The sequence below is a fragment of the Pseudomonas sp. PB103 genome (assembly GCF_009764635.1).
In the GTDB taxonomy this organism is placed as follows: Bacteria; Pseudomonadota; Gammaproteobacteria; order Pseudomonadales; family Pseudomonadaceae; genus Aquipseudomonas.
Genome location: NZ_RWIL01000095.1, coordinates 37,035 through 54,490 on the forward strand (window position 1 = coordinate 37,035; position 17,456 = coordinate 54,490).

General features: G+C 60.3%; 19 protein-coding genes and 1 other RNA gene. 13 read left to right on the forward strand and 7 right to left on the reverse strand.

Translation table 11 applies throughout. The features are described from left to right. Positions 1 to 103 precede the first annotated feature (103 nt). From EJA70_RS16790 to EJA70_RS16805, 4 genes are all read left to right on the forward strand, one after another. On the forward strand, positions 104 to 2,101 hold the full coding sequence (locus EJA70_RS16790; protein ID WP_158832139.1) for an acyltransferase family protein: 1,998 nt from the start codon (positions 104 to 106) through the stop codon (positions 2,099 to 2,101). Between the two features lie 69 nt (positions 2,102 to 2,170). Continuing rightward, the gene (ubiD, locus tag EJA70_RS16795; protein WP_008081413.1) at positions 2,171 to 3,637 is read left to right on the forward strand and encodes a 4-hydroxy-3-polyprenylbenzoate decarboxylase; all 1,467 of its coding nucleotides are present in this window, start codon (positions 2,171 to 2,173) and stop codon (positions 3,635 to 3,637) included. Further along, the gene (locus EJA70_RS16800) at positions 3,637 to 4,605 is read left to right on the forward strand and encodes a CDP-6-deoxy-delta-3,4-glucoseen reductase (protein ID WP_158832141.1); all 969 of its coding nucleotides are present in this window, start codon (positions 3,637 to 3,639) and stop codon (positions 4,603 to 4,605) included. The genes ubiD and EJA70_RS16800 overlap by 1 nt, the downstream gene beginning before the upstream one ends. Positions 4,606 to 4,827: 222 nt before the next feature. Beyond that, positions 4,828 to 5,496, forward strand: a complete 669-nt coding sequence (locus tag EJA70_RS16805; protein WP_008081415.1) for a gamma-glutamylcyclotransferase — start codon at positions 4,828 to 4,830, stop codon at positions 5,494 to 5,496. Here EJA70_RS16805 and glpT read toward each other — a convergent pair. Beyond that, positions 5,472 to 6,821, reverse strand: coding sequence for a glycerol-3-phosphate transporter (glpT, locus tag EJA70_RS16810; RefSeq protein ID WP_008081416.1), 1,350 nt, complete (start codon positions 6,819 to 6,821; stop codon positions 5,472 to 5,474). The two genes, EJA70_RS16805 and glpT, sit on opposite strands and share 25 nt — an antisense overlap. Before the next feature lie 223 nt (positions 6,822 to 7,044). Here glpT and EJA70_RS16815 point away from each other — a divergent pair, with 223 nt between their 5' ends. Together EJA70_RS16815 and EJA70_RS16820 are read left to right on the forward strand one after the other, a co-directional pair. After that, the gene (locus EJA70_RS16815; RefSeq protein ID WP_158832143.1) at positions 7,045 to 7,677 is read left to right on the forward strand and encodes a flagellar basal body-associated protein FliL; all 633 of its coding nucleotides are present in this window, start codon (positions 7,045 to 7,047) and stop codon (positions 7,675 to 7,677) included. 176 nt (positions 7,678 to 7,853) lie between these two features. Further along, a complete protein-coding gene (locus EJA70_RS16820; RefSeq protein WP_158832145.1) occupies positions 7,854 to 8,462 on the forward strand; it encodes a TonB family protein in 609 nt (202 codons plus the stop codon). A gap of 51 nt (positions 8,463 to 8,513) precedes the next feature. Here the strand turns inward: EJA70_RS16820 and EJA70_RS16825 are convergent, their stop codons facing one another. Further along, entirely contained in the window at positions 8,514 to 9,491 is a 978-nt protein-coding gene (locus EJA70_RS16825; RefSeq protein WP_158832147.1) for an NADPH:quinone oxidoreductase family protein, read from the reverse strand. A 150-nt stretch (positions 9,492 to 9,641) separates the two neighbouring features. Here EJA70_RS16825 and EJA70_RS16830 point away from each other — a divergent pair, with 150 nt between their 5' ends. Beyond that, the gene (locus tag EJA70_RS16830; RefSeq protein WP_045123128.1) at positions 9,642 to 10,049 is read left to right on the forward strand and encodes a flagellar basal body-associated protein FliL; all 408 of its coding nucleotides are present in this window, start codon (positions 9,642 to 9,644) and stop codon (positions 10,047 to 10,049) included. Between the two features lie 141 nt (positions 10,050 to 10,190). Here the strand turns inward: EJA70_RS16830 and EJA70_RS16835 are convergent, their stop codons facing one another. Next, positions 10,191 to 10,643, reverse strand: coding sequence for an EVE domain-containing protein (locus tag EJA70_RS16835; protein ID WP_158832150.1), 453 nt, complete (start codon positions 10,641 to 10,643; stop codon positions 10,191 to 10,193). 197 nt (positions 10,644 to 10,840) lie between these two features. On the opposite strand from EJA70_RS16835, the gene EJA70_RS16840 reads away from it, so the two are divergent. Beyond that, the gene (locus EJA70_RS16840) at positions 10,841 to 10,996 is read left to right on the forward strand and encodes a hypothetical protein (protein ID WP_008081430.1); all 156 of its coding nucleotides are present in this window, start codon (positions 10,841 to 10,843) and stop codon (positions 10,994 to 10,996) included. A gap of 36 nt (positions 10,997 to 11,032) precedes the next feature. On the opposite strand, the gene EJA70_RS16845 is transcribed toward EJA70_RS16840, so the two are convergent. The 4 genes from EJA70_RS16845 to EJA70_RS16860 form a co-directional block, all read right to left on the reverse strand. Next, complete coding sequence (locus EJA70_RS16845; RefSeq protein ID WP_123454492.1) at positions 11,033 to 11,638, reverse strand: 5-formyltetrahydrofolate cyclo-ligase; 606 nt, start codon at positions 11,636 to 11,638, stop codon at positions 11,033 to 11,035. A 79-nt stretch (positions 11,639 to 11,717) separates the two neighbouring features. Continuing rightward, positions 11,718 to 11,896, reverse strand: a non-coding RNA gene (gene ssrS, locus EJA70_RS16850) — 6S RNA. A gap of 30 nt (positions 11,897 to 11,926) precedes the next feature. Beyond that, entirely contained in the window at positions 11,927 to 12,244 is a 318-nt protein-coding gene (locus EJA70_RS16855) for a cell division protein ZapA (protein ID WP_008081434.1), read from the reverse strand. Continuing rightward, positions 12,241 to 12,450: a TIGR02449 family protein gene (locus tag EJA70_RS16860; protein WP_007911197.1), complete on the reverse strand. Its 210-nt coding sequence runs from the start codon at positions 12,448 to 12,450 to the stop codon at positions 12,241 to 12,243. Before EJA70_RS16860 ends, EJA70_RS16855 begins: the two co-directional genes overlap by 4 nt. A gap of 130 nt (positions 12,451 to 12,580) precedes the next feature. On the opposite strand from EJA70_RS16860, the gene EJA70_RS16865 reads away from it, so the two are divergent. The 5 genes from EJA70_RS16865 to EJA70_RS16885 are packed head-to-tail and all read left to right on the forward strand — an operon-like array spanning position 12,581 to position 17,392. After that, on the forward strand, positions 12,581 to 13,141 hold the full coding sequence (locus EJA70_RS16865; RefSeq protein ID WP_016985920.1) for a YecA family protein: 561 nt from the start codon (positions 12,581 to 12,583) through the stop codon (positions 13,139 to 13,141). Positions 13,142 to 13,168: 27 nt separating this feature from the next. Then, positions 13,169 to 14,503, forward strand: coding sequence for a Xaa-Pro aminopeptidase (gene pepP, locus EJA70_RS16870; RefSeq protein WP_158832152.1), 1,335 nt, complete (start codon positions 13,169 to 13,171; stop codon positions 14,501 to 14,503). Beyond that, the gene (gene ubiH / locus EJA70_RS16875; protein ID WP_158832154.1) at positions 14,500 to 15,687 is read left to right on the forward strand and encodes a 2-octaprenyl-6-methoxyphenyl hydroxylase; all 1,188 of its coding nucleotides are present in this window, start codon (positions 14,500 to 14,502) and stop codon (positions 15,685 to 15,687) included. The genes pepP and ubiH overlap by 4 nt, the downstream gene beginning before the upstream one ends. After that, entirely contained in the window at positions 15,680 to 16,165 is a 486-nt protein-coding gene (locus tag EJA70_RS16880) for a DUF4442 domain-containing protein (protein WP_158832156.1), read from the forward strand. The genes ubiH and EJA70_RS16880 overlap by 8 nt, the downstream gene beginning before the upstream one ends. Before the next feature lie 9 nt (positions 16,166 to 16,174). Continuing rightward, positions 16,175 to 17,392 (forward strand): 2-octaprenyl-3-methyl-6-methoxy-1,4-benzoquinol hydroxylase, encoded by a 1,218-nt coding sequence (locus EJA70_RS16885; RefSeq protein ID WP_178116880.1) that lies wholly within the window; start codon positions 16,175 to 16,177, stop codon positions 17,390 to 17,392. The last annotated feature ends 64 nt before the right edge of the window (positions 17,393 to 17,456 follow it).

Consider the following 17,456-nt stretch of genomic DNA (forward strand, 5'->3'; position numbering starts at 1 on the left):
AGGTCTGTCCCTTGCAAGAATGAGCCGCAACGTACGTGACCGTTTCCGCACAAGAGAATCAGGCTGTACAAATAATAACCAACTGATTGGCATTAAAGATTTTATGAGCACACTCGCTTATCGAAGGGATATCGACGGCTTGCGGGCAGTCGCGGTCATCGCCGTGGTGCTGTTCCATTTTGGCGTCCCGGGGTTTACCGGCGGATTTGTCGGGGTCGACGTGTTCTTCGTCATCTCCGGCTACCTGATCACTTCGATCATCTGGAACCAGCGGCAAGCCGGGCGTTTCAGCTTCGTCGAGTTCTGGGCACGCCGTGCGCGGCGGATTCTGCCGGCGCTGTTCGCGATGATCATTGCGGTGCTGGCGGTGGGCTGGTTCCTGCTGGCACCCAAGGATTACGAAGAGCTGGGGCGCTCGGTGCGTTATCAGGTGCTGTTCGTCTCGAACATTCTGTTCATGCGCCAGGACGGCTATTTCGACGTCGCATCTGACCTCAAACCGATGTTGCACACCTGGTCGCTGGCGGTTGAAGAGCAGTTTTACATCCTCTTCCCGCTGTTGCTGGCGGTGCTGTCCAGTCGCCTCAAGCACTGGCGGCTGGCGCTGTTCACGATTCTGCTGGTGTCCTTCGGTCTGAGCGTGTGGGCGGTCAGTCACCACCCGGAAAAAGCCTTCTTTCTGCTGCCAATGCGCGCCTGGGAACTGCTCGCCGGGGCGATGCTGGCGGTCGCGCCGAAGCATGCCTGGCGCTTGAAGCCGATGGCGGCGCAACTGTTGAGCCTGCTCGGCATGGGCCTGATCCTGCTGGCGGTGTTCGGCTACAGCAAAGCCACACCATTCCCCGGTGCGGCGGCGCTGCTGCCGGTGCTCGGTGTGGTGCTGCTGATTTTCGCCAACGGTCATCGCGAGACTGTTGTTGGTCAATTATTGAGCAGTAAGGTGATGGTCGGTTTCGGCCTGATCTCTTATTCCTGGTACCTGTGGCATTGGCCGGTGTTCGTGTTTTCCAGATATGCCAGCGTCGAGGAAATCAGCGCGCTCGATAACGCCGGATTAATTCTGCTGACGCTGGTGCTGGGTTATCTGTCGTGGAAATTCATCGAAACGCCGTTCCGCGAGCGCCGTCTGCTCGCCGGTCGTCGGCCAATTCTGATCGCTGGCGCCTTGGGCGTGCTGGTGCTGGCGCTGGCCGGGCAAACCCTGCGCTGGACCGATGGCTTGCCGTGGCGTCTGTCCGATCAGGCGCTGCAATATGCCCGTGGCCACGATTGGCGGCCGGAGCTGATGGCGTGCCTGGCGGACGACAAGAGGCCTGATGACAAACTGTTCTGTCATTACGGCGTGGCCGACGTGCCGGCGCAAGCGATGGTCTGGGGCGACAGTCATGCCACGGCGCTGATTCCGGTGTTCGATGACGGCGCGAAAGCCCATGACGTCAGCGTGATTCTGGCCAGTTCCCCTGGCTGCATTCCGGTGGAGGGCCTGGAACATGGCCCGGTATGTGCGCATTTCAACCGCCGGATCGAGCAGGCCCTGAAAGAGAAAACCGTCAGCGATGTGGTGCTGGTCGCGCGCTGGAGCCTGTATCTCTACGGCGATGCCAATGGCGACTTGGGCCACGTGCTGAGAACCCCTGACGGTCGTTACGATCGCGCCGCTGCCGAGCAACGTCTGGCCGCTGGCCTGCGCACGCGCGTTGCGCAACTGCGTGCCAGCGGCCATCGGGTCTGGCTGGTCAAGGAGGCGCCGCTGCAGGCCTTCAGCCCACCGTATCGCCTGACGCGACTGGCGATGCTCGATCGTTCGGTCGAGGGCGTTGGTCAGCAAGTTGCCGTACATCACGAGCGTCAGGTGTTTATCAGCCAGTTGTTCGCCGAGCTGGCCAAAGACCCGGCAGTGCGTGTGGTCGATCCGGCACCACGGCTGTGCGATGAGCGCGGTTTGTGTCACGCCGAACTCGACGGCTACTCGCTGTACACCGATGACAATCACCTCTCGGAAGTCGGCGCGCGTCTGGTGGCACCGATCATGGAACCGTTGTTCATTAACCTGCAGCGCCGGGGAAACCTCGGCAAGGCCCAGACGAATGCAGCCAAGTAAGCAGCGACAGGCTGCCACAGGGCTGCATAGCAGGTAGGATGTACGCCTATTTTGAGGGTGCCATCGTCAATGAAATTCAAGGATCTTCGGGATTTCGTGCAGCAGCTTGAGCAGCGCGGAGAGTTGAAACGCATCCAGATTCCCGTCTCGCCGGTGCTGGAGATGACTGAGGTGTGTGACCGCACGCTGCGGGCCAAGGGCCCGGCGCTGCTGTTCGAAAAGCCCACCGGCTACGACATTCCGGTGCTCGGCAACCTGTTCGGCACGCCCGAGCGGGTGGCCATGGGCATGGGCGCCGAGTCGGTCAGCGAGCTGCGCGAAATCGGCAAGCTGCTGGCGTTCCTCAAGGAGCCGGAGCCGCCGAAGGGCTTGAAAGACGCGTGGTCGAAGCTGCCGATCTTCCGCAAGATCATCTCGATGGCGCCGAAAGTCGTCAAAGACGCGGTGTGCCAGGAAGTGGTCATCGAAGGCGACGATGTCGACCTGGCGATGCTGCCCGTGCAGACCTGCTGGCCCGGCGATGTCGGCCCGCTGATCACTTGGGGTCTGACCGTCACCAAAGGCCCGAACAAGGAACGCCAGAACCTCGGTATCTATCGTCAGCAAGTGATCGGCCGCAACAAGGTGATCATGCGCTGGCTCAGTCACCGTGGCGGTGCGCTCGACTTCCGCGAGTGGTGCGAGAAGCATCCGGGCCAGCCGTTCCCGGTGTCCGTGGCCCTCGGCGCGGATCCCGCAACTATTCTCGGCGCCGTGACACCAGTGCCGGACAGCCTCTCCGAGTACGCTTTCGCTGGATTGCTGCGCGGTAATCGCACCGAACTGGTCAAGTGCCGTGGCAACGACCTGCAAGTGCCGGCCACCGCCGAAATCATCCTTGAAGGCGTGATTCATCCGGGCGAGATGGCCGATGAAGGCCCGTACGGCGACCACACCGGTTACTACAACGAAGTCGACAGCTTCCCGGTGTTCACCGTCGAGCGCATCACCCACCGGATCAAACCGATCTACCACAGCACCTACACCGGCCGGCCGCCGGATGAGCCGGCGATCCTCGGTGTGGCGCTGAACGAAGTGTTCGTGCCGATTCTGCAGAAGCAGTTTCCGGAGATCACCGACTTCTACCTGCCGCCGGAAGGCTGCTCGTACCGCATGGCCATCGTGACCATGAAGAAGTCGTACCCGGGGCACGCCAAGCGCGTGATGCTCGGTGTCTGGTCGTTTTTGCGACAGTTCATGTACACCAAATTCGTTATCGTCACTGACGACGATATCAATGCCCGGGACTGGAATGATGTGATCTGGGCGATCACCACGCGCATGGACCCCAAGCGCGATACGGTGATGATCGATAACACGCCGATCGACTATCTCGATTTCGCCTCGCCGATCTCTGGCCTGGGGTCGAAGATGGGCCTCGATGCCACCCATAAGTGGCCGGGCGAAACCACTCGCGAGTGGGGCCGTGTGATTGTCAAGGACGACGCCGTTACCCAACGGATCGATGCCATCTGGAATCAATTAGGAATAGATTGATGCGTGTAACCCTGCAGCCCTCCGGAGCGGTGCTTGAGATACGGCCCGGTGAGCGAATTCTCGATGGTGCGCGGCGCTTGGGCTACGAATGCCCGCAAAGCTGCCGCAACGGCAATTGTCACGTGTGTGCGGCGCTGCTGGTGGAAGGGCGCGTCGCGCAGGATGGCAAGGTGCACGATCATGGCGAGTTCTACACTTGCATAGCCGAGCCGCTGGAAGACTGTATTTTGCTGTGGGATGGCGTGCTTGCTTTGGGAGAACTGCCGGTGCGCAGCCTGTCGTGTCAGGTCATCGAATGCCGGGACGTCGGCGGCGACACCTGGCGCGTGCGTCTGCGTGCGCCGGCAGGCAAACCGCCGCGTTATCACGCCGGGCAGTACCTGATGATCGAGCGCGAGAACGGCGAGAAATCGGCGTTCTCCATGGCCTCGGCGCCGCATGGCGGGCGTGATCTGGAAATCCATGTGCTGGCGCGCGAAGCCAGTGCACTGAGCCTGATCGAACAACTGCAACGCAACCCGATGGTGCGCGTCCAGTTGCCGTTCGGCGACACGCACCTGGCGGAACTGCCCGACGGGCCGCTGGTGCTGGTCGCTGCTGGCACCGGCATGGGCCAGATTCACGCGCTGATCGAGCACTGCCGCGCCAACGGCTTCAAACACCCGGTGCATCTGTACTGGGGCGTGCGTCGTCCAGAAGATTTTTATGAAATCGAACATTGGGACGAATGGCTGAAGTTACCCAACCTGTTCCTGCACAAAGTCGTCAGCGATCAATGCGGTTGGGAAGGGCGTTGCGGCATGCTGCACGAAGCAGTCTGCGAAGACTTCCCCGATCTGAAACCGCTGCACGTCTACGCCAGCGGCTCACCGGCCATGGTCTACGGCACCCTCGACGCCTTGGTCGAAGCCGGGATGGACGCCCATCAAATGCGTGCCGACGTGTTTGCCTACGCGCCGCGCTCTTGAGCCGCGCTCTTGAGCCACGTTCCTAAGCCGTTATAACTCTCTATATAGCCGATCGGTATTTATGTAATTGCATAAATACCGCTAGGTTATATATCAATCAGGCAATCAATTAAGAACTGTGCCATGGCACTCAAATTGCCTTAAAACATATGTGCCTTATTGTTACAGCGGTGCGTTCTATTAAGTAATTCTTTACCCGCGGGGAGCTGAACGCTATTCGCCATGAGCGCCATTGAAAACGCTTTTCTGAATCTGAATTACCCTCCGCGGCTCGATCTTGGGCCGCAGCTCACGCACGAACAACTTCTCGCTTCCATGCAATCGACCATGGCGCGCCACAAGGGCGGGCCGGTATGGCTGTTCGCCTACGGTTCGCTGATCTGGCGGCCGGAATGTTCGGCGGTGGAAAGGGTGCGCGGACGCGTGCATGGCTACCATCGCGGCTTGTACCTGTGGTCGCACGAGCACCGCGGTACCCCGGAAATGCCCGGTCTGGTGTTTGGTCTGGATCGTGGCGGTTCGTGCAGCGGCTTCGCCTATCGCTTGCCGGAAGACAATCTTGATGCGGCGCTGTACGCACTGTGGAAACGCGAGATGCCGGTGCCATCCTATCGGCCACACTGGCTCAACTGCCGTCTTGCCGACGGTAGCCAGGTGCAGGCCTTGGGATTTGTATTGGAGCGACACCTGCCCAGCTATGCCGGCAACCTGCCGGATCACGTGCTGAGCCAGGTGTTCGAAAGCGCCAGCGGGCGTTACGGTACCACTCGCGATTATGTCGAGCAGACCGCACACGCCCTGCGCAGCCACGCCATGCCAGACCGCAATCTGGAGGCGCGGCTCAAGCGCTGTCAGTCACAGGCCGATCAAGCGACCGCTTCACGGCTCTGACTGGCGACTTGTTTGTGCCACAACGTCGGGGCCAGGAAGGCCATCGACAGCAGGCAAGCGCCTACCAGCAGGACAAAACCACCGTCCCAGCCGAAATGGTCAACGGTGTAGCCCATCGCCGCACTCGCCGCGACTGAACCACCGAGATAACCGAACAAGCCCGTGAAGCCCGCAGCGGTGCCGGCGGCTTTCTTCGGTGCCAGCTCCAGTGCCTGCAGACCGATCAGCATCACCGGGCCGTAGATCAGGAAGCCGATCGAGAACAGCGCGATCATGTCGACGGTCGGGTTGCCGGCCGGGTTCAGCCAGTAAACCAGCGTCGCGACAGTCACCAGTGCCATGAACACCATGCCGGTCAGGCCACGGTTGCCCCGGAAGATCTTGTCCGACATCCAGCCGCACAGCAGCGTGCCCGGAATACCCGCCCACTCGTAGAAGAAGTACGCCCACGAGGTTTTATCGACGGTGAAGCCTTTGGCTTCCTTCAGGTACGTCGGCGCCCAGTCCAGCACGCCGTAGCGCAGCAGGTAGACGAAGACGTTGGCCATGGCGATGTACCAAAGCATTTTGTTGCGCAGCACGTATTTGACGAAGATCTCTTTCGCACTGAATTCGTCTTCGTGGCTGGCATCGTAGCCTTCCGGGTAATCGTTCTTGTACTTCTCGATCGGCGGCAGGCCAACCGATTGCGGGGTGTCGCGCATGGTGATGAACGCGAACACTGCCACGCCCAGCGCTACGGCTGCCGGTACGTAAAACGCCGCGTGCCAGTCGTTGAACAGGCCCATGCCGAGCAGGAACAGCGGGCCGATCAGGCCGCCGCCGACGTTATGCGCCACGTTCCACACCGACACCACGCCGCCGCGTTCCTTCTGCGACCACCAGTGCACCATGGTCCGGCCACTTGGCGGCCAGCCCATGCCCTGAGCCCAGCCGTTGATGAACAACAGGATGAACATCATGGTCACGCTGGACGTTGCCCAAGGCGCGAAACCGAAAATGAACATCACCCCGGCCGACACCAGCAGGCCGAATGGCAGGAAGTAACGCGGGTTTGAGCGGTCGGACACCAGACCCATGAGGAACTTCGACAAACCATACGCGATGGCAATCGCCGACATGGCCAAGCCCAGATCGCCGCGGCTGTAGCCTTCGTCGATCAAGTACGGCATGGCCAGCGAGAAGTTTTTGCGCAGCAGGTAATAACCGGCGTAACCAAAGAAGATACCGGCGAAGATCTGCCAGCGCAGGCGTCGGTAGGTGCTGTCTATTTTTTCTTCAGGCAATGGAGCCTGATGTACGGCAGGTCGAAAGAAAGCAAACATTCAAGAGCTCCAAATTTCTTGTTTTGACTGCGGATGCGAATGTTACAGTTTCGTTACCGAAAATAGCACCGGTTCGCATCGGCAAAACAACGGAAAATGTTGGAAGTCGCGTGTTCTTTTACGAACCTGTCGCTCAGCTGTAAGAACGGGGCGTTTTTGTCGCCGTCAGAGGGTTGTGTCTTAGACTCGCGCTCAGTGAATTAACTGATCGCAGAGATGAACCATGGCTCCGAATGTGCGCAGGTTATTGCCGAAGTTGCTGATGGTGGCCGTCGTCACCGTTTCGGTGCTGGTGCTGAGTTTCGCCCACGGAGCTGGCGCATCGGGACTGCGCAACACCACCGTACTGATCGTCCGCCATGCGGAAAAACCGGACGTGGGCCGAGAGCTCAACGCCCAGGGCCAGCAACGCGCCGCCGCGTACGCTGACTATTTCACCCCGCTGAAACTGGGTGACGAAACACTCACCCCGCAACGCCTGATCGCCACCGCTGACAGCGCGCAAAGCATCCGTCCCCGGCAAACGCTGATTCCACTGTCCCAGCGCCTGCAACTGCCGATCGAACAACCCTTCGCCAACAACGACGTTGAAAAACTGGTCAGCCAGTTACGCTACAGCAATCAGGCGAAAACCGTACTGATCGCCTGGCACCACGGCCACATCAACAAACTCATCGCCGCATTCGGCGGCAATGGCCCGGCACTCATCGGCCAGCCGAAATGGCCGGTGGATGTTTATGACTGGCTGATTGTTTTGCGCTTCGACGACAAGGGGCAGTTGGTTGAATCGCGTAGCGAGAAAGTGCAGGAGCATCTGATGCCGGGCGACGTTGCTGAGGGAGTGGGAAGCGAATAGTCCGTCAGAAAAGTTACTTTGGCTTCTAACCGCATGGGTGGGGGCGTTTGTGGGGCGAAGTTTTAGGAAATGTCCTGCGTCCAATGGAGAAGGTGCGCCATTCAGTAAAAAGTTATTGCTCCGTAACCTTTGAGCTCTTGCCGGGATAGGCTTTGGCGTACTCAAGGGGTGAAATCATGCGGTGGTTTTTGGCTTTGTTTCTGATGGTGGCCTTCAGTGTTGCGCAGGCCGACGAAGTGTTTTTGATACCCGTTAAAAACCCCAAGGCGATTTATCCCAAAGCGCTACTGAGGGCTGGAATGATTGGCGACGTAAGGGCCAGTTTCCTTGTCAAAGCGGACGGTTCGGTCAGCAACATCCGGATTCTGAAAAGCGATCATCCCGATTTTGCCGCAGCGGCGGCTGATGCACTCAGCCATTGGCAGTTCAAATCGTGGACGATCGAAACAGATAAGCCTGCAGAGCTGGAAATCATAATTCCGATGGATTTCAGGTTCGATGCGCCGGACGATATCAATCAATGGCTCAAAGAATTGAGCTGTGCAGAGGTCAACGCTAACCTCGCCAGTTACCCAGAGTACGAGGGAGTCGATTTGGCTCCTTTTCATTACGTTCGCGGTTATCTCAATAACACGTTTTATCAGAAGCAACTGTCCACGGAGCAGCGCCTGGACTTGATTTCCCTGCTCAATCAGCGAGCCACGGAGATCATTGGCGCTTGCCAGAAAAACCCGACGCATAAATATGCGGGCTATCTACCGGAAGAAATCATCCGGCTGCTTTAGCTCAGGAAGATGGAGCCGGATCAGCATTGTTGCGATCCGGCTCCATCGGCTTCAGCGCACCTGAACCACAACCTTGCCCACAGCCTTGCGCTGCCCAAGATCATTAATCGCCTGCGCCGCATTACTCAGCGGATACACCTGCGACACCAGCGGTTTCAACTTGCCCTCGGCGAACCAGCCGAACAATTGTTGAAAGTTCGCCGCGTTGTCCTGCGGCTGGCGTTGGGCGAAAGAACCCCAGAACACGCCAAGCACCGCCGCACCTTTGAGTAACGCGAGATTGACCGGCAGCTCGGGGATGCGCCCGCTGGCGAAGCCGACCACCAGCAGGCGGCCGTTCCAGGCGATGGCGCGGACGGCTTGATCGAACAGATCGCCGCCGACTGGATCGTAAATCACGTCGGCGCCCTGGCCGTCGGTAAGGCGTTTGATTTCATCCTTGAGGCTGGCTTCGCTGTAGTTGATCAGTTCGTCAGCGCCGGCAGCCTTGGCCACTGCGAGTTTCTCGGCGTTGCTGGCGGCGGCGATGACGCGGGCGCCCATGGCTTTGCCGATCTCCACGGCAGCCAGGCCGACACCGCCGGACGCGCCGAGCACCAGCAGGGTTTCGCCCGGTTGCAGGTTGGCGCGTTGCTTGAGCGCGTGCATCGAAGTGCCGTAGGTCATGCTGAATGCGGCGGCAATGTTGAAGTCCATCGACGGCGGAATCGGCAGGACGTTATAGCCCGGCACCGCGACCTGTTCAGCGAAACTGCCCCAGCCGGTCAGAGCCATGACGCGGTCGCCGACCTTGAGGTGGCTGACCTTTTCGCCTACTTCGCGAACCACGCCTGCCGCTTCGCCACCCGGCGAAAACGGGAAGGGCGGCTTGAATTGGTATTTGCCCTCGATGATCAGCGTATCCGGGAAGTTGACCCCGGCGGCGTGCACGTCCAGCAGGATTTCGTTCTTCTTCGGGGCGGGGCTGGCGACCTCTTCCAGCACCAGCGATTCGGCAGGGCCGAAGGCTTTGCACAGCACGGCTTTCATCAGGGCTATTCCTTTGGGAGTGATGGCCGATAAGTGTAGGTGTGTCAGTCAACGGGTCAACGAGCATGCCCGACCCTGATAGTCAGCCATAAGCTTGTGCTTGCGCGGCGGGTCGTTATGCTAGGCCGCAAACCGGATAAGGAGCGAATTGTGAAAGCGTGGATCATGTTGTTGCTGGCCCTGTCTCTGCCTGTGGCAGCGCTGGCCGAAGAGGCCAAAGAAGGCGAGGCGCCGAAGGTCAACTACATCACCCTGAGCCCGCCGTTTGTGGGCAACTACGGGCTGGACGGCACGCCGAAGCTCAAGGTCTACAAGGCTGACGTGGCGTTGCGTGTGACGGGCGAAGAAGCGACCAAGCTGGTCAAGGCCAACGAGCCGCTGATCCGTAATCAACTGGTGGCGTTGTTTACCCAGCAGTCGACCGAGGCGATGAGCAGCATCGAGGGCAAAGAAAAACTGCGTCAGGAAGCGTTGAAGCAGACGCAGCAAGTGATGAATGACGAAACCGGCAAGCCGGTGGTTGAGGATCTGTTGTTCAACAACCTGATCATTCAATAAGCCATCCGTTGTCCGGGCGGGCCCCATCGCTGGCAAGCCAGCTCCCACAGGTTTTTCGGGTGGTCACAAATTATGTGTTCACTGAAAATCCCTGTGGGAGCTGGCTTGCCAGCGATTGCATTTTGGCAGGCGCCAAATGAATCAGGGTTTAAGCGCAAGCACCGCCGCCCATTGCTCTGGTGTGACCGGCATCACCGACAACCGCGAGCCCTTCTGCACCAGCGGCATCTCGGCCAGCGCCGTCTGCTGCTTCAGATAGTCCAGCTTCAACACCCGCGCAAACGTCTCGACGTGCTCAACTTCAATCGCACTCCACGCATTCTTCTCCGGCGTAGCCTTCGGATCGAAGTAATGACTTTCCGGCTCCAGTGCGGTGGGATCCGGGTACGCCGCTTCGATTATTTTGCCAATCCCGGCAATTCCCGGCTCCGGGCAGCTGGAATGGTAGAAAAAGAACTCATCCCCCACCGCCATCGCCCGCAGGAAGTTGCGCGCCTGATAGTTACGAACGCCGTCCCAGCGCGCTTTGCCGAGCTTTTCCAGACCTTTGATCGAGAGTTCGTCGGGCTCGGACTTCATCAGCCAATAGGCCATGGTTTTTGCTCCTGAAACGGTCATTGGGCAGGTTGTCGGGCAATTTTATGACAAACCGACGGTCGGTTGACGTCAGCGTTTGCGCAGCGGTTCACGTTGCCGCAAAATGCCGGCCTTTAAAGCTTGACGCTGCTGCACGGCCTACAAACGGAAACCGCTGCTGTCATCGTGATGATGTGCCTTGAGGGGGGCAATCGATGAAACGCAAACCGGATTTACTATGGACTTTGGTAATTTTGTTTGGCTTGGGCGTTGTGACCACCGGTTACGCGCAGAGCCTGTGGACGACCAAGGCCGACGCACCGATCGAAGTTGCGCAACAGGTTCAACAGTCGACAGCCTTCAAGCGCTGAAACTGATCTTTCGACGCCGCTGATCTGCGCGGCGTCCTATCCCGCGAAATACCACGCCTTGTCGCTGACCGTGCCTTGTAACGGCACATCCCAACTCGCCTGCGCCAAGCGTTCGACCTTCTGACACTCATGGGCCAGCCCCAGCAGCGTCGGCTTGCGCCAGCTTTTACGGCGCGCCAGATACGCCAGGCTGCGATCGTAAAAACCGCCGCCCATGCCCAGTCGCCCGCCGACATCGTCAAACCCCACCAACGGCAACAACACCAGATCCAGCGCCCAGACTTTGCGTTGCCGGGCCAGATTGGCCCGCGGTTCGAGAATGCGGAAGCGATTGGGTTTGAGTTTCTCGCCGGGACGAATCCGCTGGAAGACCATCTTGGTTCGCGGCCAGGCACTCAGCACCGGCAGGTACGTGGCCTTGCCCCGACGCTGCGCTTCACGCAGCAGCAGGCGCGGGTCGATTTCACCGTCGGTGGGCAGGTACAGAGAGATATGTTTGGCCCGGCGAAAGTGCGGGTCTTGCGCCAGTTGCCGGTAGAGGCCTTTGGCGGCCTGGCGTTGCTCGCTTTTGCTCAGCGAGCGGCGCGCCTTGCGCAGCAGGCGGCGGAGTTGCGGGCGGGGCAGCAGCGCGGGTTCGGTCATGGTTCGGCTTCGGCAGGTTGGACGAAAACGTACGCATAAAAAATCCGATGGCGGTTTTCACCGACATCGGATTCGAATCAGGCTCCCCGGATGAACCGCTGTCAACTTAGCCCTTGAACCCGAAAGTTCAAGGTGGAAGATGCAGTAGACTTTAAGGCTTTCCGTCTAGCGGACATGCACACCAGCCCAACGTGCAACTTCCAGGGTAGTGCGAATCGGCTCAGGGACATCGTCAACTGGCAAGCACCCCAGGGAGTGCCGCGAGTATACCGCAAGCGGCCAGTCGAATCAGCCCTTGGTGTTGGTCTGATCGTCGGCGAGTACCAGATCGACACGATCGAGCAAGTCGCGCACCTGTTCACGGGTCGAACCGCTGGCCTGGATGTCCGGGCGCTCTTCTTTGTGCAAGAGGTCGTGGGTGATGTTCAGCGCGGCCATCACGGCGATGCGATCGGCGCCGATGACTTTGCCGCTGCTGCGGATCTCGCGCATCTTGCCATCGAGGTAGCGCGCGGCGCTGACCAGATTGCTGCGTTCTTCCTGCGGGCAGATGATCGAATATTCTTTATCGAGGATCTGCACGGTGACGCTATTGCTTGAACTCATGAGTCTTGCTCCAGGGCCTTGAGGCGCGAAATCATCGATTCGACCTTACGCCGGGCGATTTCGTTTTTTTCAATGAGGTGAGCGCGTTCCTCGCGCCAGGTCTTTTCCTGAGCTAGTAAGAGTGCATTTTGACTCTTAAGTTGCTCGACTCGGCCAATCAGCAGTTCGAGTCTGGCCATCAGCGCTTGCAGGTCGGTGTCTTCCATTGTGTCCACTGGGTCGGAGTCTGTCTGATGGGATAGCTGGCGGACAGCCTTTAATAGTCTTGGCGAGTCTGTCGATGTAGGATACAAGGCCTTCATTCTAGACATAGCGCCGTCTGGCGCCTAGCTGCCCATGACCATTGCGAATTCCCCGTACCAAGCCTTTGCCACCCTGCTGACCTCCAGCGGCCACAACGTCTCGCCTGCCGAACTGCATGGCGTGCTGCTCGGACGCAGCTGCGCCGGTGCCGGCTTCGATAACGAAGGCTGGTTGATCGACGCCGCCGAACTGCTCGAAGGCGATATCCAGGACAACGTCCGCAACGCCCTGATCGGCCTGCAAGAGATGGTCAAAGGCGAGCTGACCGGCGACGACGTCACCGTTGTCCTGCTGCTGCCGACCGATGACGCACCGCTGGCTGACCGCGCCGCTGCACTGGGCGAGTGGTGCCAGGGCTTCCTCAGCGGTTTCGGCCTGAACTGCCGCGACAGCAGTATGCTCAGCACTGAAGCCACCGAAGTGCTGCAGGATCTGGCCGCCATTTCCCAGGTGCAAGATGCACTGGAAGAATCCGAAGACGGCGAAACCGATTACATGGAAGTCATGGAGTACCTGCGCGTCGCGCCGCTGCTGCTGTTCTCGGAAACCAAGAAAACCGACGTGCCGCCAGCCGCCAAACCGTCGCTGCATTAATCGCGTGCCAGGGAAAGCCATCTGCCCATGACCCATATCCCCAAAGCGGAATACAGCCGTCGCCGCAAGGCCCTGATGGCGCAGATGGAACCCAACAGCATCGCGATCCTGCCCGCCGCGGCGGTGGCGATTCGCAACCGCGACGTCGAGCACGTCTACCGTCAGGACAGCGACTTCCAGTACCTCAGCGGATTTCCCGAGCCGCAAGCTGTCATCGTCCTGATGCCCGGCCGCGAGCACGGCGAGTACGTGCTGTTCTGCCGTGAACGCAACGCCGAACGCGAATTGTGGGACGGCCTGCGCGCAGGGCAGGAAGGCGCGATCCGCGACTTCGGTGCCGACGACGCTTTCCCGATCACCGACATCGACGACATCCTCCCGGGCCTGATCGAAGGCCGCGACCGGGTGTATTCGGCGATGGGCAGCAACCCCGAATTCGACCGTCACTTGATGGACTGGATCAACGTCATCCGCTCCAAGGCGCACCTTGGCGCCCAGCCGCCGAACGAATTCGTTGCCCTGGATCATCTGCTGCACGACATGCGCCTGTATAAATCGGCGGCAGAAGTGAAGGTCATGCGCGAAGCCGCACGGATCTCGGCGCAAGCCCACATCCGCGCGATGCAGGCCAGTCGGGCCGGGCTCTACGAGTACAGCCTCGAAGCCGAACTCGACTACGAATTCCGCAAGGGCGGGGCGAAAATGCCCGCTTACGGTTCGATCGTCGCCGCCGGACGCAACAGCTGCATCCTGCATTACCAGCAGAATGACGCGTTGCTCAAGGACGGCGATCTGGTGTTGATCGACGCCGGTTGCGAGATTGATTGCTACGCCAGCGACATCACTCGTACCTGGCCGGTCAACGGCAAGTTTTCGCCCGAGCAGAAAGCGATCTACGAATTGGTGCTGGCCTCGCAGGAAGCCGCGTTCGCCGAAATCGCTCCGAACAAGCATTGGAATCAGGCGCACGAAGCCACGGTTCGGGTGATCACCACGGGGCTGGTGAAACTCGGATTGCTGCAAGGCGAGGTTGACGAGTTAATCGCCAGCGAAGCCTATAAAGCCTTTTACATGCACCGCGCCGGTCACTGGCTGGGCATGGATGTTCATGACGTCGGCGAGTACAAGGTCGGCGGCGAATGGCGCGTGCTGGAAGTCGGCATGGCGCTGACCGTGGAGCCGGGCATCTACATTGCCCCGGACAATCAAAACGTCGCAAAGAAATGGCGCGGCATTGGCGTGCGCATCGAGGACGACGTGGTCGTGACCAAGACTGGCTGTGAAATCCTCACCACCGGCGTACCGAAAAGCGTCGCTGAAATCGAAGCGCTGATGGCGCAAGCAAGGACACACGCGGCATGAGTCGAGTCAATCTGGCAATCATCGGTGGCGGTCTGGTCGGCGCCAGTCTGGCGTTGGCCTTGCAGGCCGGGGCCAAGGCGCGCGGCTGGAAGATAGTGCTGATCGAGCCGTTCGCCCCCGGCGACAGTTGGCAGCCAAGCTACGACGCACGTTCGTCGGCGCTGTCGTTCGGCTCGCGGCAGATTTATCAACGCTTGGGCGTGTGGCAGGAAATCTCCCGCCGCGCCGAGCCGATCAAACAGATTCACGTCTCCGACCGTGGTCGTTTCTCCACCGCGCGTTTGTCGGCGATGGAAGAGGGCGTGCCGGCACTCGGTTATGTGGTGGAAAACGCCTGGCTCGGCCAGTGCCTGTGGCAGCACGTCGATAAGGACGTGATCAGCTGGCGTTGCCCGGCAGAAGTCACGCGCATGGAACCGCTGCCCGACGGCTATCGCCTGACCCTTAACGATGAAACCACGCTGGAATGCGACCTCGCGGTGCTCGCCGATGGCGGTCGCTCCGGGCTGCGCGAGCAGTTGGGCATCAACGTGCGCAAGCGTCCGTACAACCAGAGCGCGCTGATCGCCAACATCACCCCGAGCGAAGCGCATAACGGCATGGCTTTCGAGCGCTTCACCGACGAAGGGCCGATGGCGCTGCTGCCGCTGCCGGACAACCGCTGCGCCCTGGTCTGGACGCGTCTGGGCATGGACGCGCAACGTCTGGCCGATTTGAGTGAACGCGATTTCCTCAGCGAATTGCAGGGCGTGTTCGGTTACCGCCTCGGCACGTTGAAACAGGTCGGTGCTCGGCATTTATATCCGTTGACGCTGGTCGAGGCTGAGGAACAAGTGCGCTCGCATCTGGCCGTGCTCGGCAACGCCGCGCACAGCCTGCACCCGATAGCCGGACAGGGTTTCAACCTGTCGCTGCGCGATGCCGATGCCTTGGCCGCTGCACTGCTGGCCAGCGATAAACCGCTGGGCGATTTCGCCACCTTGCAGGCGTATCGCGAGCGTCAGCGTCTCGATCAGGACCTCACCGTCGGCTTCTCCGATCAGGTCACGCGCCTGTTCGGCAGCACGCAGCCGCTGGTTTCGCTGGGGCGCAACATCGGCCTGCTTGGCCTCGATCTGTTGCCACCGGCCAAGCGCTGGTTTGCGCGTCAGGCCATGGGGTTGGGGACGCGTCCGGATGCTTAAGTGGTTGACGAATAAATTCGGCAAGGCGCGGTTGATGCGCTGGGTAATGACCTTCTACCCGCCGTACCTCGGCGCCGGTGTTCGGGTTCGGCACATCAGCGATGACTTCCGCGATGTTCAGGTGTCGATGGGTCTCGGCTGGTACAACCGCAACTACGTCGGCACCCAGTTCGGCGGCAGCCTGTATTCGATGGTCGATCCGTTCTTCATGCTGATGCTCATGGAGAACCTCGGTTCGAAGTACATCGTCTGGGACAAGGCTGCCGACATTGATTTCATCGCGCCGGGCAAAGGCCCGGTGTTTGCCCGGTTCAGCATCGACGAGACACTGCTCGGCGAGATCCGCCGGCAGACCGCCAATGGCGAGAAATACCTGCCGCAGTTGCAGGTCGACATTCATGACGGCGCCGGCAACCTTGTCGCGCGGGTCGGTAAAACCCTTTATGTGCGGCTCAAGCCGCAAGCGAGACAGGCTTAAAGCATGGACATGCGCGCAGATCTGCTGATTGTCGGAGCCGGAATGGTCGGCAGCGCCCTGGCGTTGGCGTTGCAGGACAGCGGGCTGGAAGTGCTGCTGCTCGACGGCAGCCCGCTGAGCGTCAAACCGTTCGATGCCGACACGGCGTTTGAACCGCGTGTGAGCGCGTTGTCCGCCGCCAGCCAGCGAATCCTCGAACGCCTCGGCGTGTGGGACGGCATCGCCGCACGGCGCAGCAGCCCTTACACCGACATGCACGTGTGGGATGGCAGCGGCACCGGGCAGATTCATTTCTCGGCGAGCAGCGTACACGCCGAGGTGCTCGGACATATCGTCGAAAACCGTGTGGTGCAGGACGCCTTGCTCGACCGTTTGCACGATTGCGATCTGGGCATGCTCGCCAACGCACGGCTGGAGCAGATGCGCCGTTCGGGCGATGACTGGTTGCTGACGCTGGCCGATGGTCGTCAGTTACGCGCGCCGCTGGTGATTGCCGCTGACGGCGCCAACTCGGCAGTGCGCCGTCTCACCGGGATGGCCACGCGCGAGTGGGATTACATGCACCACGCCATCGTCACCAGCGTGCGCAGCAGCCAGCCGCACCAGTCGACCGCATGGCAGCGCTTTACCGATCACGGGCCGCTGGCGTTTTTGCCGCTGGAGCGTAACGGGCAGCAGGATTGGTGCTCGATCGTCTGGTCGACCACGCCGAGCGAAGCCGAGCGTTTGATGGCGCTGGATGAGGCGGGTTTCTGCCGCGAGCTGGAGCGTGCTTTTGAAGGACGTCTTGGCGAAGTCATCAGTGCTGATCCGCGACTGTGCGTGCCGCTGCGTCAGCGCCATGCCAAGCGTTATGTGGCGGAAGGGCTGGCGCTGATCGGTGACGCGGCGCACACCATTCACCCGTTGGCGGGGCAGGGTGTGAACCTTGGTTTCCTCGATGCGGCGGTGCTGGCGCAAGTGCTGTTGCAGGCGGCAGAGCGCGGGGAGCGTTTGGCGGATGTGAAAGTGCTGAGCCGTTACGAGCGTCGGCGCATGCCGCATAACCTCGCGCTGATGGCGGCGATGGAAGGGTTTGAGCGGTTGTTTCAGGCCGATCCGTTGCCGGTGCGCTGGTTGAGGAATGCCGGGTTGAAGCTGGTGGAGCAGATGCCCGAGGCGAAAGCGTTGTTTGTGCGTGAAGCCCTCGGGTTGACCGGTGATCTCCCGGCCCTCGCCAAACCCTGAGATTTTCGTTGTTGCTGCTGACCTCATCGCGGGCAAACCCGCTCCCACAGTGGTCGGTGTGAAA